22 protein-coding genes are annotated in these 23,572 nt (G+C 68.2%); 4 read left to right on the plus strand and 18 right to left on the minus strand.

The window, feature by feature from the left end:
- Positions 1 to 231 precede the first annotated feature (231 nt).
- The 10 genes from OG947_RS09545 to ssd form a co-directional block, all read right to left on the minus strand.
- Positions 232 to 597 carry a helix-turn-helix transcriptional regulator gene (locus OG947_RS09545; RefSeq protein ID WP_328813791.1) on the minus strand — a complete coding sequence of 122 codons (366 nt, stop codon included), beginning with the start codon at positions 595 to 597 and terminating at the stop codon, positions 232 to 234.
- Positions 584 to 1,054 carry a hypothetical protein gene (locus OG947_RS09550; protein ID WP_328813792.1) on the minus strand — a complete coding sequence of 157 codons (471 nt, stop codon included), beginning with the start codon at positions 1,052 to 1,054 and terminating at the stop codon, positions 584 to 586. The genes OG947_RS09545 and OG947_RS09550 overlap by 14 nt, the downstream gene beginning before the upstream one ends.
- Positions 1,054 to 1,179 carry a hypothetical protein gene (locus OG947_RS09555; protein ID WP_328813794.1) on the minus strand — a complete coding sequence of 42 codons (126 nt, stop codon included), beginning with the start codon at positions 1,177 to 1,179 and terminating at the stop codon, positions 1,054 to 1,056. The genes OG947_RS09550 and OG947_RS09555 overlap by 1 nt, the downstream gene beginning before the upstream one ends.
- Before the next feature lie 69 nt (positions 1,180 to 1,248).
- Positions 1,249 to 1,470 (minus strand): hypothetical protein, encoded by a 222-nt coding sequence (locus tag OG947_RS09560; RefSeq protein ID WP_328813795.1) that lies wholly within the window; start codon positions 1,468 to 1,470, stop codon positions 1,249 to 1,251.
- A gap of 1,467 nt (positions 1,471 to 2,937) precedes the next feature.
- Entirely contained in the window at positions 2,938 to 4,329 is a 1,392-nt protein-coding gene (locus tag OG947_RS09565; protein WP_328813796.1) for a recombinase family protein, read from the minus strand.
- On the minus strand, positions 4,314 to 4,490 hold the full coding sequence (locus OG947_RS09570; RefSeq protein ID WP_328813797.1) for a DUF4244 domain-containing protein: 177 nt from the start codon (positions 4,488 to 4,490) through the stop codon (positions 4,314 to 4,316). Before OG947_RS09570 ends, OG947_RS09565 begins: the two co-directional genes overlap by 16 nt.
- 57 nt (positions 4,491 to 4,547) lie before the next feature.
- Positions 4,548 to 5,117, minus strand: coding sequence for a type II secretion system F family protein (locus tag OG947_RS09575; RefSeq protein ID WP_328813798.1), 570 nt, complete (start codon positions 5,115 to 5,117; stop codon positions 4,548 to 4,550).
- Positions 5,114 to 5,887 carry a type II secretion system F family protein gene (locus OG947_RS09580; RefSeq protein ID WP_328813998.1) on the minus strand — a complete coding sequence of 258 codons (774 nt, stop codon included), beginning with the start codon at positions 5,885 to 5,887 and terminating at the stop codon, positions 5,114 to 5,116. The genes OG947_RS09575 and OG947_RS09580 overlap by 4 nt, the downstream gene beginning before the upstream one ends.
- Positions 5,887 to 7,068: a TadA family conjugal transfer-associated ATPase gene (locus tag OG947_RS09585; protein WP_285187113.1), complete on the minus strand. Its 1,182-nt coding sequence runs from the start codon at positions 7,066 to 7,068 to the stop codon at positions 5,887 to 5,889. The genes OG947_RS09580 and OG947_RS09585 overlap by 1 nt, the downstream gene beginning before the upstream one ends.
- Positions 7,065 to 8,123: a septum site-determining protein Ssd gene (gene ssd, locus OG947_RS09590; protein WP_328810850.1), complete on the minus strand. Its 1,059-nt coding sequence runs from the start codon at positions 8,121 to 8,123 to the stop codon at positions 7,065 to 7,067. The genes OG947_RS09585 and ssd overlap by 4 nt, the downstream gene beginning before the upstream one ends.
- Before the next feature lie 338 nt (positions 8,124 to 8,461).
- Here ssd and OG947_RS09595 point away from each other — a divergent pair, with 338 nt between their 5' ends.
- On the plus strand, positions 8,462 to 9,277 hold the full coding sequence (locus OG947_RS09595) for an HAD-IB family hydrolase (RefSeq protein ID WP_328813800.1): 816 nt from the start codon (positions 8,462 to 8,464) through the stop codon (positions 9,275 to 9,277).
- 376 nt (positions 9,278 to 9,653) lie between these two features.
- Here the strand turns inward: OG947_RS09595 and OG947_RS09600 are convergent, their stop codons facing one another.
- The 5 genes from OG947_RS09600 to OG947_RS09620 form a co-directional block, all read right to left on the minus strand.
- Complete coding sequence (locus tag OG947_RS09600) at positions 9,654 to 10,406, minus strand: hypothetical protein (RefSeq protein ID WP_056443385.1); 753 nt, start codon at positions 10,404 to 10,406, stop codon at positions 9,654 to 9,656.
- Positions 10,407 to 10,427: 21 nt separating this feature from the next.
- Entirely contained in the window at positions 10,428 to 12,116 is a 1,689-nt protein-coding gene (locus tag OG947_RS09605; RefSeq protein ID WP_442973106.1) for an ABC transporter ATP-binding protein, read from the minus strand.
- Positions 12,117 to 12,121: 5 nt separating this feature from the next.
- A complete protein-coding gene (locus OG947_RS09610; RefSeq protein WP_051613564.1) occupies positions 12,122 to 13,048 on the minus strand; it encodes an ABC transporter permease in 927 nt (308 codons plus the stop codon).
- Between the two features lie 5 nt (positions 13,049 to 13,053).
- Positions 13,054 to 13,977 carry an ABC transporter permease gene (locus OG947_RS09615; RefSeq protein ID WP_027506699.1) on the minus strand — a complete coding sequence of 308 codons (924 nt, stop codon included), beginning with the start codon at positions 13,975 to 13,977 and terminating at the stop codon, positions 13,054 to 13,056.
- Positions 13,978 to 14,063: 86 nt separating this feature from the next.
- Positions 14,064 to 15,680 carry a peptide ABC transporter substrate-binding protein gene (locus OG947_RS09620; RefSeq protein WP_027506698.1) on the minus strand — a complete coding sequence of 539 codons (1,617 nt, stop codon included), beginning with the start codon at positions 15,678 to 15,680 and terminating at the stop codon, positions 14,064 to 14,066.
- A 429-nt stretch (positions 15,681 to 16,109) separates the two neighbouring features.
- On the opposite strand from OG947_RS09620, the gene acs reads away from it, so the two are divergent.
- On the plus strand, positions 16,110 to 18,077 hold the full coding sequence (acs, locus tag OG947_RS09625) for an acetate--CoA ligase (protein WP_328813801.1): 1,968 nt from the start codon (positions 16,110 to 16,112) through the stop codon (positions 18,075 to 18,077).
- Positions 18,078 to 18,146: 69 nt separating this feature from the next.
- Here the strand turns inward: acs and OG947_RS09630 are convergent, their stop codons facing one another.
- Entirely contained in the window at positions 18,147 to 19,439 is a 1,293-nt protein-coding gene (locus tag OG947_RS09630) for an MFS transporter (protein ID WP_222628740.1), read from the minus strand.
- A 356-nt stretch (positions 19,440 to 19,795) separates the two neighbouring features.
- On the opposite strand from OG947_RS09630, the gene OG947_RS09635 reads away from it, so the two are divergent.
- Together OG947_RS09635 and OG947_RS09640 are read left to right on the plus strand one after the other, a co-directional pair.
- A complete protein-coding gene (locus OG947_RS09635; protein WP_056443376.1) occupies positions 19,796 to 20,326 on the plus strand; it encodes a phage holin family protein in 531 nt (176 codons plus the stop codon).
- Positions 20,327 to 20,350: 24 nt separating this feature from the next.
- Positions 20,351 to 21,325 (plus strand): alpha/beta fold hydrolase, encoded by a 975-nt coding sequence (locus OG947_RS09640; protein WP_328813802.1) that lies wholly within the window; start codon positions 20,351 to 20,353, stop codon positions 21,323 to 21,325.
- Here the strand turns inward: OG947_RS09640 and OG947_RS09645 are convergent.
- Both OG947_RS09645 and OG947_RS09650 read right to left on the minus strand, forming a co-directional pair.
- The gene (locus OG947_RS09645) at positions 21,313 to 22,338 is read right to left on the minus strand and encodes an Rv1355c family protein (RefSeq protein WP_328810852.1); all 1,026 of its coding nucleotides are present in this window, start codon (positions 22,336 to 22,338) and stop codon (positions 21,313 to 21,315) included. The genes OG947_RS09640 and OG947_RS09645 overlap by 13 nt on opposite strands.
- A gap of 16 nt (positions 22,339 to 22,354) precedes the next feature.
- Positions 22,355 to 23,488 carry a GGDEF domain-containing protein gene (locus OG947_RS09650; protein ID WP_222633332.1) on the minus strand — a complete coding sequence of 378 codons (1,134 nt, stop codon included), beginning with the start codon at positions 23,486 to 23,488 and terminating at the stop codon, positions 22,355 to 22,357.
- Positions 23,489 to 23,572 lie beyond the last annotated feature (84 nt).

Consider the following 23,572-nt stretch of genomic DNA (forward strand, 5'->3'; position numbering starts at 1 on the left):
CACAACCCGGGTCGCTTCGGCGCGGTCCACGTCGGTGGGTCTCATCGGGTGCCACCGGGTTCGGTTGCGTACCTGCGGGCTTCCACGGTGTCGAGGTGGTCGGAGATGGCGTCCCGGATGGCGTAGAGCTGGGCGGAGTTGAACAGTAGGTAAACCGTCCCCGCCCGGGTCTTGGCGATCAGGGTTGCGCGTGCGCTACCGGGTTCAGGTCGTAGGCGGTGTGAGGTCGCACTAGGCATTTCGTAGTTCCTTCCGGATTTTGGTGACGGTCGCGGTTGAGCAACCAATGTCGCGGGCGATGGCGGCGCCCGTTTCCCCGTCGGCGAGTCGTCCGCGGATTTCTTCGGTGGCGGGGTGACGGTTACCGCGTCCGTAACCCGCGACGAATGTTCGTTCGGCGTAGTTCCGCTTCATGGCCCGGTGGGTGGCCACGAGCGTTGAGAATGCGTACACGGTTCGCCCGCCGCGCACTGCCTTGCGGACAGTTCCGGTCGCGCACCACCTGTCGAGAGTTCGCCGCGACTTGCCCGTGCGCGCGAGCACTTCGTCCCTGGTAAGCCAGCGTTCCCCGAAGTCGGGGGCATCAGTCGAAGTCATATGCGTCACCGTTCGTCTCCTCCGCGTGGGCCAAGAAGTCCTGAAGTGGTGGGAACCGCCGGCAGTGTCCGGCGCGGACGTCGGCCATGCGGTCAGCCATGTCAGCGGGCGGTGTGAAGTGCGGCTCCGTGAGGCGCGCCAGGACACGTTCTGTGAGCCGTTTCGCCGCGAGTGGAGAGTCGTAGAGGACTCCTCGAATGTCGCCGTTGACGCGCCACACCGGACCCAGGTTCGACATATCGCAGCCGATTTCTCGTGCCCAGTACGCGAGGCTTTCGAGCTCGAGGTCGGCGGCCTGCATTGCGTCGAGGTTGATCGGTACCGATGGACCGAACCCTGATCCGCCTGTGACGTTCTCGGCGCCCTCGGGCTTCGCGGTGGGGCGTCGGTACAGCATGTCCCGTAGGAACGTCATGGTCTCGGGAACGGTTTCGACAATGGTGGTGAGTGCGTACATCAGGCGGCACCGGCCCGAATGAGCGCGGCAATGCGGTCCCGGATGGTGTCCGTGAGGGGTGGTGCTTCGTCCACGAGCGCGGCGATGTGCGCTTGCAGGTCGGGCGTCAGGGTGGTGGTGGACACCGGGCCTCCTGTTTCGGGCATGAAAAACGCCCCCCAGCGCAACGCTGAGGGGCTAACGGGTGATCGGGGTCAGGTGGTGCGGGGGCGCCCCACCGTGGACGCGTGGCGGCGTTTATGGCGCTTCGCACACTCCGCGAGGCTGGCCGCTTCGTAGAGCGTCAGCGTTCTCGACTGTTGATGCGCGCGGACTTCGCCGCTTTGCCGCCACCGTTGCAGGGTGCGACGTGCGCGCCCGGTTTCGGCTTGAGCCTGACTCTCAGTAATCCAGTCGACCGCCGTTTGCTCGGCCACGTCGCACCTCCTATTGGCGTTAAGCGCCATGATTTTTGGGCAAGAAAAAAGGGGGTGGGGAGCGCAACACGAGAATGGCAGCTTCGGCGGCGCTCAACCCAACGTGGCGCCGCACCACCAGCACCACACCAATAAGATTACCGACCGACACGGCGGGAGCTTTACCGCCCGCCAGGGCAACGGGTGAAGAACACCGACCGTTCGAAATCGGATTTGTCGTACGGGCGTACGCGCGCCGTATCAACTACGTACGCCCCCTCATCGGGAACCTGGTCACGGGCCGATTGCGTCATTCAGTCGCTAGCATTTGCTTCGGTTTTGTCGAAGCAAATGCTTCAGTTTTGCTTCGACCATGCGCGCCTGGCTATCGGCCCGTCACACTGGGAGTACCGCCCACGCTGGGCGGGACAAAAAGCGATCTTTCCAGTTCAGGCGGCATATCGCGTCGACCGGCGGAGGACTGGCGTTTCGCGTTCGGGGCTTTGCCCCCCCTGGATGGCGGGCCGGAACTTGGGCGTGGTACGCGTGTGCGCGGACGGGCACGCGAGTGTGCGCGCCTGAGCGCGCGGGCACGTGCGCAGGCGGTTCCCGTTGGTTTACCTTACAGGTAAACGATAAAGAGACTTGGCTAAGTACGTATTAGCTAGAGAGAAACAACCACTCTCTTTGAAGCTAGCTTTCCGCGCGTGAGGCGCAACCACCCCGAGGGGGACACCCGCTACGCGGTCCCAAGATTCTTCAGCCGAGAGACGGATTGCAGAGGCGCGCAATGGGGTCTGATTGCGATTCTAACGGGCTTTCCGCCTCAACGTGGGTGGAGTGCGCCGGACAGACCACTCCAACGGCTTAGAACGCAAATGAGCCATTCTACGAACTGTCAGGCCGATGACGCCCAAAAGGGCGGGCCGCGCTGACGCGTTATCACCCTTCCGGCGATGGATCCGAGAAATGTCCCCGACGGATGACGCTCGTGGCGAATCGGCTTGGCCGGTGCTGCGGCTGGCGCCGCAGGGCTGGGGAGGGCGTTAGTGGTCGAATCCCCCCTCAGGTGCCCGCTGAGCATCGTTCAGTACCTCGCCCAAAACCGTGGGCGCAATGCGAGGTTTAGTCGCTCTGCGTGGGCGCTGGGCGGTAGGAATGACGCTTCGCGATTGTTTAAGTGGTTCGACTTCCTGGCCCCGCCTGTATCTCTTAATCGGGTCGGGTCGGGACGGTCAGACTCCCCACGGGACTCCCAACAGGACTCCCCACGGGACTCCGCGCGCTGTCCCCCTGGGACACTTCGGAATCATCGCTGGTCACGGCCAAATCACCCAGACCGGCGGATGTTTCGTGTTTCGCGTTCCGTCTCACGCGTTCGGAATTGCGTTTCGGTTGCCGGTACGACCGGACTTGCTCGCCGGTCCTAGTCCAGTGCACCCGGACTCGCTAACCGGTCGTATCGGACTGACGCGTGGGTGCGCGTCTTCACTGCTTCCACTCGATCCGGACGCGCCTCGGGTCCAACCCACCACCCGCGGGCCTCTGGCCACTCCCCACCGGCAGCACTGTCACCGTCATCAGGTGGTCGATCACCTTCCCACGCGCGTCAGGTGTCAGCTCCTCCCACACACCCGCAATGTCCCCTGCACCCAGCAAACCCGCGATTGGCGACGACTCACGCGCCGCCGCCAACTGCGCGTCGAGCCGACCCAGGGACGTCTGCAAATCGGCGCTCCCCCGCCGCAACTGAGAACCATCAATCTGCCCGTCAGCGAACAACCCGGCCAGCTCATCCTTCCGGGCCTGCAACCCGTCCCGCTGCACCTGAAGCGCACCAACGTCCGGACCGTCATCCACCACAGGAATCGCGGCATCAGCACGCGACAACCGCTCAATCACAACGTCTCTCACGAAATCATCAAGCGGTTCCTTCCGGGCCGACAAGTGAGGCCGGTCCACGCACCGATAAGACTTGTACCTCCGGCCCGACGAAGCACCCATGGTGTAAACCTTCATGGGACCGCCACACTTCCCGCACCTGTAAATTCCGGCTCCCTGGTGCGCTCTCTCGTACGACACGCTGGTCCGTCTGGACGGGTCCGTGACTACCGCCCGAACCGCATGCAAGGTGTCGACGTCAAAGATCGCGGGCCACTGCGCCGGACCGACAATCACGCCATCCTTCTCCACCAGACCCGCGTTCCGCGCGCGCACCAGCACTTTCCGCAGCGCCGTCACAGTCCACGTCTCGACACCACGGGCAGTCTTCAGTCCACGGTCCTTCCACTGTCGCGTAATCGCCATCAGTGTGACCCCACGGAGCAACTGGTCAGCAGCCTCGCGCAACGCGTCAGCTTCCGTCTCCCGCAACGTCACCCCGTCCGCCTCGTACCCGAAGGGGCGCGGACCGCCGCGGAACTTACCGTCTAACGCCTGCTGGTCCTTCGCCGCTTTGATCCGCTCCGCGGACCGTTCAACTTCGTACCTAGCGATGCTCGCGAACATGGAAGCGTTCAGTCTTCCGCTGGGGGTGGACAGGTCGATTCGACCAGCCTTCACGGTCCGAATATCGACGCTGTTCTCGTCGCACACACGCACTAAGTCCGCCAGATCGGGAAGCGACCGATAGAGGCGGTCTGTGTGCCAAGCCAGCAACCCGCCCAGCGTGCCCGTCGACAACCGCTCAAGCATCCGGGCATACTCCGGGCGTTGCTTGCCTGAGTACGCGCTAACGTCGTTGTCAGTGAAGACGTCCACGACCGTCCAACCGAGTTCGTCCGCGAGAGCCTGGCAGTCGGCGCGCTGACGCTGCACACCCGCACCTTCGCCGCCCCGGTCCTGCGAGATGCGGCAGTAGATCACTACGTCGGTAGACACGCCGACAGTCTAACTTGATTCTTCGTCACCACCGTGTAGAGCACCGCACCGAACGCCGCAGCCGCGATGGTGCCGATCGCGTACTCGGCCGTCGACATCCCGTCGTCCTTCCGCGCCACCATCAGGATGCGCGCGCCCACCTCGGTCAGGAACTTTCTCATGTTCTCCCCCTTCTTGTTCCGAGGAGGACGTTCCCCCTCGGCGTTCTCGGGCGGGGGTCACATCACCCCGCCGTTCAGGACGGACCCGGCCAGCCCGATCACCACGGGCACGATGCCGAGGCAGACGAACGCGGGCAGGAAGCACAGCCCCAGCGGTCCGCTCACCATCACTCCGGCGCGTTCGCCCGCGGCAGCGGCGGCATCGTCGGCCCGCACGCGCAGATCGGCTGCCGCCTCGGCGGTCGCGTCGGCCATCGAGGTTCCCGACCGCGCCGAGCGGAGGATGACGCGTGCCACCGACTCGGTGTCGGGATGCGCCGCCAGCGCCGACCAGACTGCATCGGGATCCGCTCCGAGAGTGAGCAACTGGGCGGCGCGGCGCAGTGCCGACGCCATGGGTTCGGGCGCGACGGAGGACACCGCCGAGGATGCGCTGCCGATGTCGAGTCCCCCACGGAGACAGGCGGACAGCAGGTCCAACGCGCCCGCGGTGGCGTGGTGGTCCGTCGGCGCCACCCCCACCGATGCGGAACCGTTCGCGCCCGGCACCCGGAGCCGGGCGCGCACACCGACGGCGGACGGGAGCGCGAGCACCGCGGCGGCGAGGAGCACGAGAGTGATCGTCACGGTGCCACCTTCGCGACGATGGCGTCGGTCCAGAGCAGCCCGGCGCAGGCGAGGGCCACTCCGACGACCAGCATGATGCCGCCGGCGCCGCCTCCGGTGAGAACCGCGAGGGGCGCTGCGCCCATGGCCTGGCCGAGCAGGACGCCGACGGCGGGCAGCGCGGCGAGGACCATCGCCGTGGCGCGCGGGCCGGCCATGGACGCCTCGATGCGCCGGGCCGAGCGTCCGCGATCGCGCAGATCGGAGCGCACCGCGTCGAGCAGTGCCGCGAGACCCAGCCCGTGCACCTCGGCCACGCGCCACACGGCACCCACCCGATCCCACGCCGGCCCGTGTCCGCCGACACGCACGGCATCCGACATCGTGCCGCCCAGTTCCGCACGGGCCGCGGCCGCGGCGAAGACGGTGCCGACCGGCCCGGGGTGCTCGCGCGCAGCGGTGCGGCAGGCCGTGGCCGGGTGGGCTCCCACGCGGAGTTCGGCCACCATCGTCTCGAGCGCCGCCGCCAGGGTGTCCCCCGCGCGCCGCCGGTCCGCCCGCACGGCGCCTCGGCCGCGCCGCAGGGCGACGGTTCCCAGCACGACGGCCACCGCAGCGCCCGCCGCGGCACCGAGGCCCAGCGCTGCCGCACCTGCCGCCACGGGTATCCAGGCACGCGCCGGCACTCGCACGGACACGAGCGAGCGTCGGCGCACCGGTCCGAGGCGCCGGCGCGCGTCCGTGCAGGGCAGCACCAGCAGAGCCGCCGCGAGACAGGCCGCCGCGAGCATCACGTGGACCCCTCCCGCCGGCGCAGGATCGCGGTGAGAGCGTCGAGTCCTGGACCTCGTGCCCGCGTTCGCGACCAGGCGTCGACCACGGTGCACAGCCCGCGGTCGTCCCGTTCGAGCACGCCGATGGACGACAGCACACGCTGCCCGCTCGGCGTGCGGGCGGTGTGCAGCACCACCTGCACCGCGGCGGCGAACTGGCTGTGCAACGCCGCCCGGTCCATGCCACCGAGGGCCGCCAGCGCTTCGAGTCGTGCGGGTACCTCGTCGGGCGAGTTGGCGTGCACGGTGCCCGCGCCGCCGTCGTGTCCGGTGTTGAGCGCGGTGAGCAGGTCCACGACCTCGGCACCGCGGACCTCGCCCACCACGATGCGATCGGGACGCATGCGCAGGGCCTGACGCACCAGATCGCGCACCCCCACCTGGCCCACTCCCTCCACGTTCGCGGGCCGGGCGACGAGCCGCACCACGTGGGGGTGCGAGGGCGCCAGTTCGGCGGCGTCCTCGACACAGATGATGCGCTCGGCCGCGTCCACCTCGCCGAGGAGTGCCGCCAGCAATGTCGTCTTGCCGGTTCCTGTGCCACCGACCACGAGGAAGGCCAGGCGTCCGGACACGATGCGGCGCAACAGATCCTCGGCGCCGTCGGCGAACGCGCCGGTCGCGGCGAGCGCTGCCAGACCCTGCGTCGCGGGACGGAGCACGCGGAGCGACAGGCACGTCCCGCCCTGCGCCACCGGCGCGAGAACGGCGTGCAGTCGCACTCCGAACGACCCGGGATCGATTCCGGGCAGACGACCGTCCACCCACGGCTGCGCATCGTCGAGCCGCCGCCCGGCCGACAGCGCCAGCCGCTGGGCGAGGCGGCGCACGGCGGCCTCGTCCCCGAACCCGACGCCGGCTCGCCGCAGACCCTGTCCCCGGTCCACCCACACGTCGTCGGGTCCGGTGACCAACACGTCGGTCACGCCGGGCTCGCGCAGGACGGCGTCGAGCACGCCGGCACCGCGGAACTCGGTGTCCAGGAGATGCAGTGCGCGCAGCAGATCCGCGTCACCGAGCACGCCGCCCGCCTCGGCCCGGAGCGCCTCCGCGATGAGGGCGGGCGTCGGATCCCGGTCGGCGTCGACGAGGCGCACCCGGACGCGATCGAGCAGATCCGTCGACACCCATCCCGTCATGTCGTGGGCGCCGAGGTGAGCAGTGCCAGGACGTCGCCGGCAGCTCGCGCCAGGGGAGATCGGCGGCCGAGGACCAGTCCACGCCCGTCGAGCATCGCGGCGAGTCGACGCTCGGGGCGCACGGAGGCGAGCAGGGGAAGACCCACCACGTCGGCCACCTCCGCGGCCGTCAGTCCGGACGGCGCGGGACCGCGGACCACCACTCCCACGTTGGCCGATGTCGAGGTGATCGACCGGGCGAGACACTGCGCCGCCGCGGCCGACCGCACCGTCGCCGGGACCAGCACGACCACCAGATCTGCCGCCTGCACGGACATCTCGTGAATGGGGCCTGCGCGCGGTACGTCGCACACGACGACCTCGCCCGCCGTGACTCCGGCGTCGACGACGGCGCGCCAGGCCGCTGCCGTGATGGTGTTCGTCTGCTCGCGCCGGGTCGAGAGCACCGCCAGATCGCCGCGCCCGGGCAGCGCGTGATGCAGTGCGTCGGCCGTGACGGTTCCGCCGTCGATCACCAGTTCCGGCCAGCGCAGGCCCGGTGTGCCGTCGAGTCCCGTGACGAGGTCCATCCCGCCGCCCGCCGCGTCTCCGTCCATCAACACGGTGCGCCCGGACCGGGACGCGACGACGGCCGATGCCGCGGCGAACACGGACGCACCGGCGCCGCCGCAACCGCCCACCACCGTCACGACCACACCGCCACCGACGGGGACGCGTGCGGCCGCGGACAGCACCCCCATGAGATCGGCCTCCTGCGCCGGCAGCGCGAGCACACGGGAGGTGCCGAGCCGCGACGCGCTCTGCCAGGCCTCGACGTCCGCCGGTCCGTCGGTCACCACGACGACACCGGGATGCCTCGGAAGGTGTTCCCGCACTGCTCGTTCGGCAGCTGCCGTTCCCAGCACGACGATGTCCGAGGACTGCCACAGCGCGCGGTCAGGCAGCGCGCCGAGGTGCGTCGACTCCCGACCCGCGGCGGCGGCGATGCGCCGGACGCGATCGGAGAGTGCGGCGTCGGGCACGATCACCAGGAGTGCTGAATCGAGGTCGGTCACGCCGTCGATCGTGCGGCGTCCGCGGTCGGTCCGCCAGGGCGACGAGCCGAACCTGTGGACAACTCGGTACCCGGGGACGGCGCCTGCGCCAGCGCGGAGAAGGTGCTAGCGCACCGGAAGTAGGGGACGACCCCCGCCAGGGGGGGAGGAGGCGGGGGTCGTCGGAGTTCAGCCCCGGGGGGTCGGGCTGAACACGCCCGGTTCGAGACCGGGTAGTCGAAATCTTACACCGCCGACCACCCGCACCGACACGGACGACCGTCGGTCCGTCGCGCCGTCGAAGCAGGTGGAGACACCGTGACCCGCGATCCACCTCCGGGCACCCTTAGGCTGACGGGGTGAGCACACCCCTCCGCCCGGACGCCCCCGGCCGCGTCGCCGCGTTCTTCGATCTGGACAAGACGATCATCGCCAAGTCCTCGACGCTGGCCTTCAGCAAGCCCTTCTTCGACGGGGGTCTCATCAACCGCCGGAGCGTGCTCAAGAGCAGCTACGCGCAGTTCCTGTTCCTGGTGTCGGGCGCGGATCACGACCAGATGGAACGGATGCGCATCCACATCGCCAACATGTGTACCGGCTGGGACGTCGAGCAGGTCCGAGCCATCGTCGCCGAGACGTTGCACGACATCGTCGATCCGCTGGTCTTCGCCGAGGCTGCCGACCTCATCGCCGACCACAAGCTGCGCGGCCACGACGTCGTCATCGTCTCGGCCTCCGGCGAGGAGGTCGTGACGCCCATCGCGGAGGCTCTGGGCGTGGACCACGACATGGGTACCCGGATGGCCGTCGAGGACGGCAAGTACACGGGCGAGCTCTCGTTCTACTGCTACGGGCCCGGCAAGGTCACCGCCATGGAGGAGTTGGCCGAGCGCGAGGGATACGACCTGTCTCGGTCCTACGCCTACTCGGACTCGATCACCGATCTGCCGATGCTCGACGCGGTCGGACATCCCACCGCGGTGAACCCGGATCGAGGCCTGCGCCGCGAGGCGTCGGCCAGGGGATGGCCGATCCTCACGTTCTCCGACCCGGTCTCGCTGCGCGCCCGGTTCCAGGCCCCGTCGTCGGGCACGGTGGCCGGCATGGCCGCCGTCTCGTTCGGCGCCCTGGCCGCGGGCGCCGCGACGTACACGCTGCTGCGTCGGCGACGCTGAATCGATCGGGTTCGCGAAACCCTTGCTGTGGCGCGAGTCACAGAGTACAAATGGTCTTACGGGAAGACGGAAGGCCAAGAGCGGGCCGGAAGAGAAGGATCGCTCTCCCAGCCGGGCTTTCCCCAGCACGACCGATCAGTACCCACGCGTAGCGCGCCGCTATGATGGCACAAGCGTTGTGGGCCTGCGAAAGTCGCGCATCAGGGATGAGAACTTCGCACTGGTTGCGGACACGAGTCCCGGGCGCACGATTTCCCGCCGAGGCCTCGCGGAGTCCGCTCCGCCGCAACCCACTCTGCACGCCTGGTAACCGACGTTCGTGCTGACGGGCGACGTCGTCGAGGTGAGAACTCGGCAGCGTCGCCCGTTTCATGCGTCAGACGGAGTTGTCCGCGATGGTGGTCGCCTCGGCTGCTCCGGCCTCGAAGGTGCCGCAGCACAACAGCACCCAGCTCCCCACGCCCTGCTCGGTGCCGCGGGCGAAACCGTCGGCGCCGGTGCGGTACGCGGCGAGCCGCTTCGCCCAACTGATCTCCGGGACCCCGAGATTGTGGGGGTCGAAGCCCGTGGACACGGCCACCAGCCGCGAGGCCGCCCGGGCCACGATGCCGTCGGCCGTGCCGAACGGCTTCAGCGCCAACAGTTCTCCGTGCACCACGGCGGCCAGCACCGGGGCGGGCGCCTTCGTGGCGCCGGTCACGAGATCCGCCAGGAACGCGAGGCGGTCGGCTGCGTCCGCACGGGGTCGTCCGAGATCGTCCTGTGTCGTCGCCAGGTCCGCGGCGGCCAGGAGGTGCAGCCTCGCCAGCGCCTGCAGCGGCGCCCGTTGCCAGACGCCCACCATGATCGGCAGGGAGTCGCCGTCGAGAGCCTGGGCCACCCGGAGCGCGCCGGCGAGCAGGGGCGGGGCGGCCTCACCGTCCTCGGGCATCGCCGTGGAGGACCCCTCCATCGCGGCGGAGGCCCGCGCGGCCCGGACCGCCGCCTCGGCTGCCGTCGCCTTCCATCCGCGCCGGTTGGCCTTGTGCCGGTGCACCTCGCCCAGCGCGTTCCGCGCCCGCTCGGCGGCGTCGCGCACCCCTTCGAGCTCCAGGATCGGGCCGAGGGGATCTGTGGCTGAGCTGGTCATCCGGTCAGGCTATCGGTGGTCCTACGTCGCGGTGGATCCGGCGTTCCGCTCGGCAGCCATCAACTCGGCACGCTCGCGGCGCCGGACGGCCTGCTGCTCCGGGTCGGGAACGGGCACCGCGGCGAGCAGCCGCTTCGTGTACGGGTCGGCCGGCGCGCGCAGGATGGTGTCGGTCCGATCGAACTCCACCAGCTTGCCCGCACTCATGACCGCGATGCGGCGAGCCAGCACCTCCACCACGGCGAGGTCGTGGCTGATGAACAGGCACGCGAAGCCGTACTCCCGCTGCAGCTCCTGGAAGAGCTCGAGCACCTTGGCCTGTACGGACACGTCGAGCGCGGACGTCGGCTCGTCGGCGACGAGGAGGGTGGGTTCGAGAGCCAGGGCGCGGGCGATGCCGACACGCTGGCGCTGACCACCCGACAGCTGATGCGGGTAGCGGTTGCGCATGTCCCGGGACAGGTGCACCTGATCGAGCAACTCCTCGATCTTGGTGTTGCGCTGACCACGGTCCATCTCGGTGTGCAGCAGCATCGGCTCGCCGATCGACTGGCCGATGGGCCACCGAGGGTTCAGCGACGAACCCGGATCCTGGAACACGATGCCGACCTTGCTGCGCACCGGACGCAGGTCGCGGGTCGACATCGACGTGATGTCCGTTCCGGCGATGGACAACGACCCCGAATGCAGCTTGAGCAGGCCGACGGCTGCCTTGCCGATGGTCGACTTGCCCGATCCGGACTCACCGACCAGACCGACCACCTCGCCCGGCTCGATGGTGAGGCTGACACCGTCGACCGCGCGGAAGCCACCGGAGCGACGCGAACCCGGGTACTCGATGACGGCGTCGACGAGTTCGAGCGCGTACCGCACGTCGGGGGTGTCGTCGGTGCCCGCCTGCCCGGTCCGGGAACCGAGGTGGGGCACGGAGGCCAGGAGTTCGCGGGTGTAGGCGTGATCGGGACGATGGAAGATGTCGCCGGAGGTGCCCTGCTCGACGATGTCGCCACCGCGCATGACGAGGATGCGGTCGGCCATGTCGGCGACCACGCCCATGTCGTGGGTGATGAGCAGGATCGCCGCGTCGACCCGACCGCGGAGGTCGCGCATGAGCTGCAGGATCTCGGCCTGCACGGTCACGTCGAGTGCCGTGGTCGGCTCGTCCGCGATGAGCACGGACGGCTCGGATGCCAACGCCTGGGCGATCATCGCGCGCTGGCGCTGGCCACCGGACAACTGGTGGGGGTAGTACTTGACGCGCTTCTCCGGCTCCGGCATCTCGACGAGCCGCAGCAGCTCGATGACACGGTCCTTGGCCTGCGCCTTGCTGAGCTCGCTGTGCGCGCGGATGGCCTCGGTGATCTGCCACCCGATGGTGTAGACGGGGTTCAGAGCCGTCATCGGCTCCTGGAAGATCACGGCGATGTCCTTGCCGCGCACCGAGTTCAGCTCACGTTCCTTCAGGCCGATCAGTTCGCGACCGTTGAGCGTGATGCTGCCACTCACGCGGGCGTTGTCGGCCAGCAGGCCGGGCACCGCCATGGCGGTGGTGGACTTACCCGAGCCCGATTCGCCGACGATGGCGAGGATCTCGCCGCGAGCGAGGTCGAACGAGACGTTCCGTACGGCTGTACGCCACGTCTTGTCGACTTCGAAGTCGATCGTCAGATCCGAGACTCCGAGAATCGGGCCGGTCTTGTCGTCACTCATGTCCGTCAGCTCCGTTTCGGGTCGAGCGCATCTCGCAGCGCATCGCCCATGAGGATGAAGGCCAGCACGGTCACCGACAGGAACCCGGCGGGGAAGAGCACCAGGTGCGGCGAGGTGGAGATGTAGTTCTGGCCGAGGTTGATCTGCAGGCCCCACGAGATCGCCGGCAACTGCAGCCCGATACCCAGGTAGGACAGCGTGGCCTCGGCCGCGATGAACGTGCCGACGGCGATGGTCGCGTACACGAGCACGGGTGCGAGGGCGTTGGGCAGGATGTGGCGGACCAGGATGCGGAACGTGCTCGCGCCCAGTGCCTGTGCGGCCTGCACGTACTCGCTCTGCTTGATCGAGATGACCGACGAGCGGACCAGCCGCATGGCCGTCATCCACCCGAAGGCGATGAGGGCCAGCGCCACCGTGGTGACGGTCCGCTCACTGGTGACGGTGAGCAGGACCAACGCGCCGAGCAGGAGCGGGATGCCGAAGAAGATGTCGGTGAAGCGGGCGAGCAGGCTGTCGAGAACGCCGCCGAAGTACCCGGCGAGCGCGCCGATCAGGACGCCGATGATCAGCACGCCGATGACGGCGAGCAGTCCAATGGTCAGCGAGATGCGGGCGCCGTAGATGACGTTGGCGTAGTAGTCGCATCCCTGCAGGTCCGTTCCGAACCAGTGCTCGGAGCTCGGCGAGAGCCGGGTGTCCGACAGGTCGCAGGCGCGCGGATCGATCCCGCGAGCGAACAGCTGGGGCACCACGGCCATCAGGACGAGCACCGCGGTGATGACGGCACCGAACCAGAAGAAGACGCTGCGCCGCAGCTTCTTCCACGCGTTACCCCACAGGCTCGCCTGGCCGACCAGCTCCTGTGCCTCACCGGTCACGACGTTGCCCGGCTCGCCCTCGGCGGCGACATGCTGTGCATCGTTGGTCATAGCGCCTACTCGTATCGAATTCGGGGATCGAGGAGCGCGTAGAGCACGTCCACGACGAGGTTGAAGAAGATGTAGAAGAAGACCATCAGCGTGACGATGCCGACGACCACCGCGCCTTCCTGACGCTGCACGGCGTCGAAGATCGCGCGTCCGAGGCCCGGCAGGTTGAACACCGACTCGGTGACGATGGCGCCGCCCAGCAACGCACCGATGTCCGCGCCGATGAACGTCACGACGGGAATCATGCTGTTGCGCAGTGCGTGACGCAGGACGATGCGCCGGTACCCCACGCCCTTGGCGCGGGCGGTGCGGATGTAGTCCGCCGCCATGGCCTCCGACACCGCGGACCGCGTGAGTCGCGCGACGTACGCCATGGACAGCGACGCCAGGACCAGGCCGGGCAGCAGGTAGCTGTACCACCCGTCGTTGATACCCGCGATGGGGAACAGGTCGAACTTGTAGCCGAAGAGGTACTGGGCGACGAAGCCGAAGACGAACACGGGAACCGACACCAGCAGCGTCGTCGACACCAGCACGAGGTTGTCGAAGAACGAGTTGCGGCGCAGACCGGAGAGCACACCGGCCGCGATGCCGATGACGGCCTCGAAGACGATGGCCACGATGGTCAGCCGCACCGTCACCGGAAGACGCTGGGAGATGGTGTCGAGCACCGGGCGCCCGGCGAAGTCGGTACCGAAGTCACCCTGCAGGAGCCCGCCGACGTACTTGACGTACTGCACCAGGAACGGGTCGTCGAGGTTGTACTGCGCACGCAACTGCGCGACGACGGCCGGGGCGAGCGGGCGATCGCCCGCGAGCGCGCGGATGGGATCACCCGGAAGGGCGTACACCATCGCGAAGATCAGGAACGAGGCGCCGATCAGGACCGGGATGGTCAACAGCAATCGGCGCGTGATGAAGCGACCCACTGGGTTCTCCTCTTCGGGGTCTCACGGTTCACGCGTCGGTGGGGCGCCCTGCGTCTGCACGGCGCCCCACCGAGTCGAGAGAGAGGTCAGCTGACCGTGACGTCCGCGACCTCGATGTCACCGAACAGGTCGATCTTGACGTTGTCGACCCGCTCGCTCCACACGGCCTGGTTCAGACCGTAGAAGAGCGGAGTGGCCGGCAGGTCGCGGAACAGGATGTCCTCGGCCCGCTGGTACTCGGTCGTCGCGGCGTCGATCGACTCCGCGTTGTTGCCCTGCGAGAGGGCGGCGTCGAACTCCGGGTTGGAGTAGAAGCTGACGTTCGAGCCCGCCGGCGGCAGTGCTGCCGAGCTGTAGACCGGCGACAGGAAGTTGTACAGCGACGGGTAGTCCATGATCCAGCCCGAACGGAACGGACCGGTCATACCCTGTGCGTCCTGCAGCGGGAGGTACTGCGCGAACTGCAGATCGCCGCGGAGCACGTAGTCGACTCCGAGGTTGGTGCGCAGCTGGTTGCCCACGGCGGTCATCCAGGTGTCGTGTGCCGCACCGGCGTTGAACCACAGCTCCACCGGCTGCGACCGGTCGAAGCCGGCCTGGTCGAGCAGCGTGTTGGCCTGAGCGGCGTTCAGCTCGCACTTGGTGCCGCAGGCATCGTCCCGGTAGCCGTCGACGACGGGAGAACCGAAGGAGGTGGCCGGCGTGCGGGTGTTGGTGAAGATGGCCTCGGTGATGGCCTGACGGTCGATCGCCATCGAGAACGCCTCACGCACACGGGGATCCGAGAAACGCGGGTCGTAGGTCGGGAACGCGAGCGAGGTGATGTCGGGGCGAGCGCGCTCGCCGTACCGGTCACCGAACTGGTCACGTGCGGTCGCCCAGGCGTCCGGCGGCAGATCCAGCATGACGTCGAGGCCGCCGGCCTGAACGTCGGTGTAGCCGGTGCTCAGCTCCGTGTAGACCTTGAACTGCACGCCCTGCGACTGTGCCGGGTTCTCACCCTTGTAGTCGTCGTACTTGGTCAGGGTGATGCCCTGGCCCTCGACGAAGTCCTCGTCGGCCTTGAACGGGCCATTACCGATCGGGCGACGTCCGAAGGCGTCGGGATCGGTGAAGAACGCCTCGGGCAGCGGCGAGAACGCGCTGTAGCCCAGGGTCACCGGGTAGATCGCGAAGGGCTCCTTCAGAGCCACGCGAATCGTGGTGTCGTCCACGGCCTCGAGGCCGGTCATCGTGGTCGCGGTGGGCTCAGCGCCCTCGGCGGCCTGCAGATCGTCGTAGCCCTGGACGTTCTCGAAGAAGTACGAGGCACCGAAGGCGTTGGTGCTCAGCGCGGTGTAGTTCCACGCATCGACGTAGGACTTCGCGTCGACGGGCGTGCCGTCGTGGAACGTCCAGTCCGGCTTGAGCTTGATCGTCCAGTTCTGCTGGTCGTCGGACTCGACCGACTCGGCGACGCCGGTGTACTCGACCTCGCTGCTCTCGTCGTTGTAGTTCACCAACGGCGTGAACAGGGCCTTGAGGACCTGGTTGCCCTCACTCTCGGTGGTGTTACCGGGAACGAGCGGGTTCTCGGGCTGGCCGATGTACAGGCTGTAGGTGCCCTCGGCGCTCGAGGACCCACCCCCGCCACCACACGCCGCGAGCATGCCCACGGCGGCGATGGCCACCGAGACCACCGCGATCGTCTTCTTGACTCTCAACATGTCCTCCATCGAATCCGGCACGAACAGGGTCGACTGCACGCACCGTCCGCGGGTGGTCCGCGGGTGTCGGGTGGGCCACGGGCGATGACCGGCGTGACCCGGATATTTGCTTGACTTTAGACACACTCACAAAGGTCTGTCGTGCACTCCCCCGAAATCGGAACGACCCGGGTCCGCCCCGAAATACGGACGTAACCTGACAGGACTGGACCTCACCGGTCAGACAGCCTGATGAGAGGCGATTTTGGTGTCTCGTCACCATCCATCGCTGCTGCACACCGCCCGTCGCGCAGAACGCACCTCTCGCCGCACGTCCCGGGTCGCAGCCCTCTGCAACGGTGCGGCGCCGGTCACACGTGACTACCCTCACAGTCGCGACACACCGAACCGACACACCAGCTTTTCCGAGAGGGGCCAGGTACCACGATGACCGAGACCGTGACCGACGACGGCGCGACCAGGGACACGGAATCGGAGCACCCGGTGTCCTATCCCCCGAGTGACGACTTCGTCGCGCAGGCCAACGCCGGATCCGAGCTCTACCAGGCGGCGAAGGACGATCGCCTCGCGTTCTGGTCCGAGCAGGCGAACCGGTTGCACTGGCACACGCCGTTCGAGCAGGTGCTCGACTGGTCGGACGCCCCCGTCGCGAAGTGGTTCGTCGGCGGTGAACTGAACGTCGCCTACAACTGCGTCGACCGGCACGTGGTCGAGGGCCGCGGCGACCAGGTGGCGATCCACTGGGAGGGCGAGCCCGGGGACAGCCGCGAGATCACCTACTCCGACCTCCTCGCCGAGGTCAGCCGCGCCGCGAACGCCTTCACCGATCTCGGGCTCGTCTCGGGTGACCGCGTCGCCATCTACATGCCCATGGTCCCCGAGGCCATCGTCTCGATGCTCGCGTGCGCCCGCCTCGGACTGACCCACAGCGTCGTCTTCGCAGGCTTCTCGTCCTCCGCACTGCGCTCGCGCATCGACGACGCCGAGGCCAAGCTCGTCGTCACCACCGACGGCCAGTGGCGCCGCGGCAAGGCCGCGCCGCTCAAGGACTCGGTCGACGAGGCCGTGGACGGCGCCGCGTCGATCGAGCACGTCCTGGTGGTCAAGCGCACCGACATCGACGTGCAGTGGACCGAGGGCCGCGACCTCTGGTGGCACGACACCGTCGGATCCGCCTCCCCCGAGCACGAGGCGCAGGCGTTCGACTCCGAGCACCCACTCTTCATCCTCTACACCTCGGGAACCACCGGTAAGCCGAAGGGCATCATCCACACCTCCGGCGGCTACCTGACGCAGACCGCCTACACGCACCACTACGTCTTCGACCACAAGCAGGGCAAGGACGTCTACTGGTGCACGGCCGACATCGGCTGGGTCACCGGGCACAGCTACATCGTCTACGGCCCGCTGGCCAACGGCGCCACGCAGGTGGTCTACGAGGGCACGCCCAACTCTCCCGACGAGCACCGGCACTGGAACATCGTCGAGAAGTACGGCGTCACCATCTACTACACGGCGCCCACGCTCGTGCGCACGTTCATGAAGTGGGGACGACAGATCCCCGACGCACACGACCTCTCCTCGATCCGCCTGCTCGGCAGCGTCGGCGAACCCATCAATCCCGAGGCGTGGCGCTGGTTCCGCGACGTCATCGGCGCCGGCAGCGCCCCGATCGTCGACACCTGGTGGCAGACCGAGACCGGCGCGATCATGGTCTCGCCGCTGCCCGGCGTCACCGCCACCAAGCCGGGATCGGCCCAGACACCGCTCCCCGGCATCTCGGCCGCCATCGTGGACGACGACGCGAAGATGCTCGGGCCCGGTGGCAACGGGTACCTCGTACTCGACGAGCCGTGGCCGTCGATGCTGCGTGGCATCTGGGGCGACATGGAGCGCTACAAGGACACCTACTGGTCCCGCTACGCCACCGAGGGTTGGTACTTCGCCGGTGACGGTGCGCGCTTCGACGACGACGGCGACCTCTGGGTCCTCGGACGCGTCGACGACGTCATGAACGTCTCCGGTCACCGCATCTCCACCTCCGAGGTGGAGTCGGCTCTGGTGACCCACCCCGGTGTCGCCGAGGCAGCCGTCGTGGGCGCGGCGGACGAGACCACCGGCCAGGGCATCGTCGCCTTCGTCATCCTGCGCGAGGGCATCGAGAACACCGGCGACGCGCTGATCACCGAGCTGAAGGCTCAGGTGTCGAAGGAGATCTCGCCGATCGCCAAGCCGCGACAGATCACGGTGGTTCCGGAGCTCCCCAAGACGCGCAGCGGAAAGATCATGCGCCGCCTGCTCCGCGACGTCGCCGAGGGCCGGGATCTGGGCGACACCTCGACCCTCGTCGATCCGGCGGTCTTCGACGCGATCGCCAAGGCCGGCCAGAAGTAACCACGCGTCACGCAGAGAGAGGGGCTCGTGCACCGAGTGCACGAGCCCCTCTCTGCTGTCGGCAGTCCGTCAGGACACGGTGTCGAGATCGCGTCCGCGCGTCTCCTTCATGACGACGAGTGCGAACAGCGTCAGTGCCGCGGCGACGGCCAGGTACACGCCCACCCACGCGACACCGTAGGAGTTCACCAGCCAGGTCGCGATGAACGGCGCCACGGCCGCTCCCAGGATGCTGGCCGTGTTGTAGGAAATACCCGAACCGGTGTAGCGCACGTTGGTCGGGAACAGCTCCGGCAGAACAGCACTCATCGGTCCGAAGGTCAGACCCATCAGCGCCAGGCCGACGCACATGAACAGCAGCATGCGACTCTCGGTGGCGGACTCGGGAGCAGCGAACCACTTGAACGACAGGCCGAACAGGATGATCGCGGTCGTGATGACGATCAGTGTGATGCGGCGGCCGAACCGATCCGCGAGCCAGCCGGAGACCGGGACGAACGCGGCGAAGAACAACACCGAGATGAGCTGCAGGCCCAGGAAGTCCGTGTAGGCGATGGTCACGGCGACACCGCTGTGATCGACCACCTTGCCGGTGCCGTAGCTGACCACCCACGTCGTCATGACGTAGAACAGCGTGTACGTCGCGAGCATGACGAACGTGCCGAGGATCAGCGGACGCCAGCTGGTCTTGAAGACCTCCGCCACCGGCGTCTTGACGCGCTGGCCGTTGGCCACGGCGCGCTTGAACACCGGTGTCTCCTCGAGCTTGAGTCGCACGTAGAGGCCGATGATCACCATGATCGCGCTCAGCAGGAAGGGCACACGCCATCCCCACGTGAGGAAGGCGTGGTCCGATCCGGACGTCTTGGAGTCGTAGTCCATCGACAACGTCAGGATGAGGAAGATCCCGTTGGCCATCAGGAAGCCGATGGGGGCACCGAGCTGCGGCCACATCGCGGCCCAGGCCCGCTTGCCCTCCTTCGCGGTCTCGGTGGCGAGCAGTGCAGCGCCCGACCACTCGCCGCCCAGGCCGACACCCTGCGTGAAACGCATGAGCGCCAACAACATCGGGGCGATGATGCCCACGCTGTCGTACGTCGGCAGCAGTCCGATGAGGAAGGTCGCGACGCCCATGGTGAGCAGGGACCCCACCAGGGTCGCCTTCCGGCCGATGCGGTCACCGAAGTGTCCGAACAGCACCGAACCGATGGGCCGCGCGACAAAGGCGAGGCCGAACGTCGCGAACGACGCGAGCAGGGCCGTCGTGTCGTTGCCCGCGGGGAAGAACAGCCGGGGGAAGACGAGGACGGCGGCGGTGGCATAGATGTAGAAGTCGAAGAACTCGATGGAGGTTCCGACCATCGAGGCGATCACGATGCGACTGCGAGGTACGCCGTCCACTGCATCGAGATCGGAGTCCGGACCGGCGATGTTCGAACCGTCGGGGTTCGGAACGCGGTCCGCGGAAGTGCTTGTCACGGGTTTCTCCTGTTGGGAGGCGGGTTCGTCAGCAGGAAGTTACCCGACGCATCGTGACGTGAGGGCCGATACCGGCCACTCGGTTCGTGAGTGCTCACCACGCGGGGACCGACGTCCGGCGGGACCGGCCCCGTCCGGCGGCGATAGTGTGAGCCCCGAACGGGTAAGGACATAGGGTTGGCCGGTATCGCCGGACGATCACTGTCGAGCGCGACGAACATCTTCGAAGGGACTTGCACGTGAGCAGCAGCCGAGGCACCGACACGAGCGGTCGGACGACCGCTCCGGCCAGTATCTCCTCGATCCCGCTGACGGACGTCGACAGTCGCAGCAACCCCGCCACGGCCAGCATCGGCACCCTGGTCAAGGACGCGACGACACAGGTCTCCACGTTGGTCCGCGCCGAGGTCGAACTGGCCAAGGCCGAGGTGACCGGCGAGATCAAGAAGGGACTGCAGGGCAGCGTCCTCTTCATCCTCGCGCTCGCGGTCCTGATCTTCAGCTCGTTCTTCTTCTTCTTCTTCCTCGCCGAGCTGCTCAACGTGTGGGTCACGCGGTGGCTCGCGTTCCTCATCGTCTTCCTGATCATGGTGGTCATCACGGCGCTGCTCGCGTTCCTCGGCTACCTCCGGGTGAAGAAGCTGCGCAAGCCCGAGAAGACCATCGACTCGCTGAAGGCGGCCTCCTCGGTGCTGCCGGGCCAGGGTGACGGCGCATCGCCGAAGAAGCAGCTGGACGCGCTCGACGTGCGCGCCCCGCTCTCGCGCTGACACCGCGCCCGCGTACCGACGACAGTGGCCGCGCCCGACCCGTCGACCGTCCGATATCCCGGCCCGTGGCAGCACCGCGACATCCGCGCCAACGGCATCCGGTTCCACATCGCCGAGGCGGACACCTCGGCGTCCGCCGACCCGGGACGCCCCGATCCGAGTCGGCCGGCGCCGCTGATCGTCCTCGTCCACGGCTTCGCCGACCTCTGGTGGTCGTGGCGCCACCAGCTGACCGCTCTCGGCGCCGCCGGCTATCACGCCGTGGCAGTGGATCTGCGGGGCTACGGCGACAGCGACAAGCCGCCTCGCGGCTACGACGGCTGGACCCTCGCCGGTGACATCTCCGGCCTCGTTCGCGCGCTCGGACACTCCGAGGCGGATCTCGTCGGGCACGCCGACGGCGGACTCGTGTGCTGGGCGACCGCAGCGCTGCACCCTCGCGCTGTTCGCTCGATCTCGCTGCTCGCCTCACCGCATCCGATCTCGTTGCGACGGGCCGCGATCCGGGACTCGGCGCAACGCGCGGCGCTGCTGCCGTCGTTCCTGCGCTACCAGGTTCCGCTCGCACCCGAAAAGACGCTCGTCGCCGACGACGGTGCCGAGGTGGAGCGACTCGTCCGTGCCCGGTCGTCCGCGCAGTGGCAGTCGTCCACGGAGTTCGGCGACGTCGTGTCGAGGATGCGGTCGGCCGTCCGCATCCCCGGTGTCGCACACAGCACGTTGGAGTATCAGCGCTGGGCGTTCCGCAGCCAGTTCCGTTCCGACGGTCGCCGCTTCCGCGCCGCGATCGACCGGACCGTCGATCTACCGGCGCTGCAGATCCTGGGATCTGCCGACCCGTACGTCCTGCCGACAACGGCGCGCCGCGACTCCCACTGGGCACCGCAGCTCGTGGAGCATCGCGTGACGGGATCGGGGCACTACGTGCACCAGGAACGCCCGGACGAGGTCACCGACGTTCTCCTGCGCCATCTTCGAGCGAGCGGTCAGCCCCTGTAGGGGTCGACAAGTGTGCTCTCGATGATCGCCTCGAGACCGACACGGACGCGTCCCGACGGAGGCGGTGTCCCGCGCCCGAACAACCGCACCACAGCGGCCACCGACGCGCCGCCCAGCGCCACGTCACTCCCCAACTGCGGCCACGTCGACAACGTCGTACCGATGTCCGGCAACGATGCCGCCATGCGCGGCGTGATGCGCTCCATCTCGAGGATGCGCCCCGCCAGTGGCGCCTTCTCCCGCGGCGTCATCCCCGCGACCGCCGCGGCGTCGACGTCGCCGAGCAAACCGTGGAAGTACGGTCGGTCGGGCTCGAGGTCGTAGCGCTCGATGTCGAGCACGCCCCCGTCGCTCGTCTCCATGATCACGGGAATCCCGCGGCGACGGCACTCCTGCCGCACCAACACCTTCGCGTCGATCGAGTCGCACTCCTCGACGACGATGTCGAGGTCGGCGAGAAAGGCGTCCGTGGTCGCCTCGTCGATCCCGGTCGGGAACGTCGTCACCTCGAGGTACGGATCCAGTTCGGCGATGCGGCGAGCCGCCAGCACCGCCTTGTTGACGCCGAGGTCGAACACCGACGCGGGCACACGGTTGAGGTTCGACAGGTCCAGATCGTCGAAGTCGGCCAACCGGAGCTCGCCGCACAGCCCTTCGAGAGCGAGGGTGTGCGCCACCGCGTGGCCGACGCTCAGACCCACGACGCCGACGCGCAGGCGCCGCGCTGCATTCTGCTCGTCCACGGTGATCTTGTTGCGGTTCCGGTCCAGGCGCAGCAACCGGAACCCGCGCGGACCGAGCACCCGCACGAGCGAGCGACGCCAGGGGTAGTGCACCCACCGGGTCGGCTCGTCCAGCAGCTCGGACGACGGAGTGGGCAGCAGTGCGTCGAGCGACTGGAGCTGCTCGGCGGTGGTGTCCAGGATCGCGTCGTCCCCGATCTCGGACATCAGTCGATCGAGAACCTCGTGATCGCCGAGGTCGGTCGGGTCCAGGACGCGATGCTCGCGCATGCTCACTCCTCTGCCCTCACGGGAGGGGTTCCGTCTTGTCGCGGCGCTGCACCGGCGTCAGGGTCGGTGACCACCGGACGACGTCCTCCATCGCGAACGCCACTCGATCGCGGCCCGCCGTCTTCGCCGCGTACAGCGCGCGGTCGGCCGCGTAGGTCAGTCGGTCGAGGGTGGCCTCGACGTCGTTACCGCCCCTCTCGTCGAACACCACGTTCGCCTGCGCCACTCCGATGCTGACGGTGACGTCGCACGCGGAGCGGACGCTCTCGAGCACCTTCTCCTCGAGCCCCGCGACGGACTTGCTGAGGCCGAGCACCAGGAACTCCTCCCCGCCCAGCCGGGCGACCACCGCGTCCTCGGGAACGTAGGCTGCTATCGCCTCGGCGACCGTGGTGAGCACGACGTCACCGGCCGCGTGACCGCGAGTGTCGTTGACGGACTTGAAGTGATCGACGTCGACGAGCGAGACGACGATGGCGTCGGACTTCTCCGATGCCTCCGCGAGCATGGCGCTCACCCGCGGCAACATGCCGCGGCGGTTGAGCAGGCCGGTGAGCGGATCGGTGTTCGCCAGGGTCTCGAGGCGGGCTGTCACCGATTCGAGCGAGCTGCGCATGGTGGCGATCAACACCGCCGGCACCACCACGGTGGTGACCGCGGCGCCGGCCGCGACGAACCGCACCGCGCCCTCGGAGCCGTTGATGCTCAGTGCCGTCGCCATGATCACCGCGGCGCCGGTGAGCGAGATCGTGACCTTGGGCGGCGATCCGGACGCCGCGATGGCGGGCACGACCGCCAGCATCGCCGTGACCGCGCGGGACCCCGACGGATCGGCGATCAGATAGGCGGAGATGGCGACGCCGACCATGCCACCCGACCCCAGCACCGTGAACTGCCGGTCGGACAGACGACCGGCACGCAGGGTGATGCCCACGGTGACCACGGTGAACGCCACGATGACGGCCAGGAGCGGCAGCGTGCCCGGCCGCAGGAACGTGGGCTGGAGAATCGCGATGACGAGCAGGGGCAGCGCCCCCGAGGCACTTGCCATGACCGCCTTCGACCGCGTGTCGAAGTAGTTGCCGGCCGCCGTCAGCTGCCGACCGCCGCGGCGGCCCATCCTCGCCTCGTCTCCCGTCGTCACCGTCACCCGTCACATCCCGTGTCCGCGCGCCGCAGACCGTCGGATGATTCCCCGGGAACCGTCGGACCAATCGGACACACGTCGCGCGCC

Source organism: Rhodococcus sp. NBC_00297 (assembly GCF_036173065.1).
Lineage (GTDB): Bacteria > Actinomycetota > Actinomycetes > Mycobacteriales > Mycobacteriaceae > Rhodococcoides.

Excerpts from the sequence above, each read along its gene's own strand:
- OG947_RS09545 (WP_328813791.1), bottom strand. The coding sequence starts at position 597 with ATGACTTCGACTGATGCCCCCGACTTCGGGGAACGCTGGCTTACCAGG.
- OG947_RS09550 (WP_328813792.1), bottom strand. The coding sequence starts at position 1,054 with ATGTACGCACTCACCACCATTGTCGAAACCGTTCCCGAGACCATGACG.
- OG947_RS09570 (WP_328813797.1), bottom strand. The coding sequence starts at position 4,490 with ATGAGAAAGTTCCTGACCGAGGTGGGCGCGCGCATCCTGATGGTGGCG.
- OG947_RS09580 (WP_328813998.1), bottom strand. The coding sequence starts at position 5,887 with ATGCTCGCGGCGGCCTGTCTCGCGGCGGCTCTGCTGGTGCTGCCCTGC.
- OG947_RS09585 (WP_285187113.1), bottom strand. The coding sequence starts at position 7,068 with ATGACGGGATGGGTGTCGACGGATCTGCTCGATCGCGTCCGGGTGCGC.
- OG947_RS09600 (WP_056443385.1), bottom strand. The coding sequence starts at position 10,406 with ATGACCAGCTCAGCCACAGATCCCCTCGGCCCGATCCTGGAGCTCGAA.
- OG947_RS09605 (WP_442973106.1), bottom strand. The coding sequence starts at position 12,116 with ATGAGTGACGACAAGACCGGCCCGATTCTCGGAGTCTCGGATCTGACG.
- OG947_RS09610 (WP_051613564.1), bottom strand. The coding sequence starts at position 13,048 with ATGACCAACGATGCACAGCATGTCGCCGCCGAGGGCGAGCCGGGCAAC.
- acs (WP_328813801.1), top strand. The coding sequence starts at position 16,110 with ATGACCGAGACCGTGACCGACGACGGCGCGACCAGGGACACGGAATCG.
- OG947_RS09630 (WP_222628740.1), bottom strand. The coding sequence starts at position 19,439 with ATGGTCGGAACCTCCATCGAGTTCTTCGACTTCTACATCTATGCCACC.
- OG947_RS09645 (WP_328810852.1), bottom strand. The coding sequence starts at position 22,338 with ATGCGCGAGCATCGCGTCCTGGACCCGACCGACCTCGGCGATCACGAG.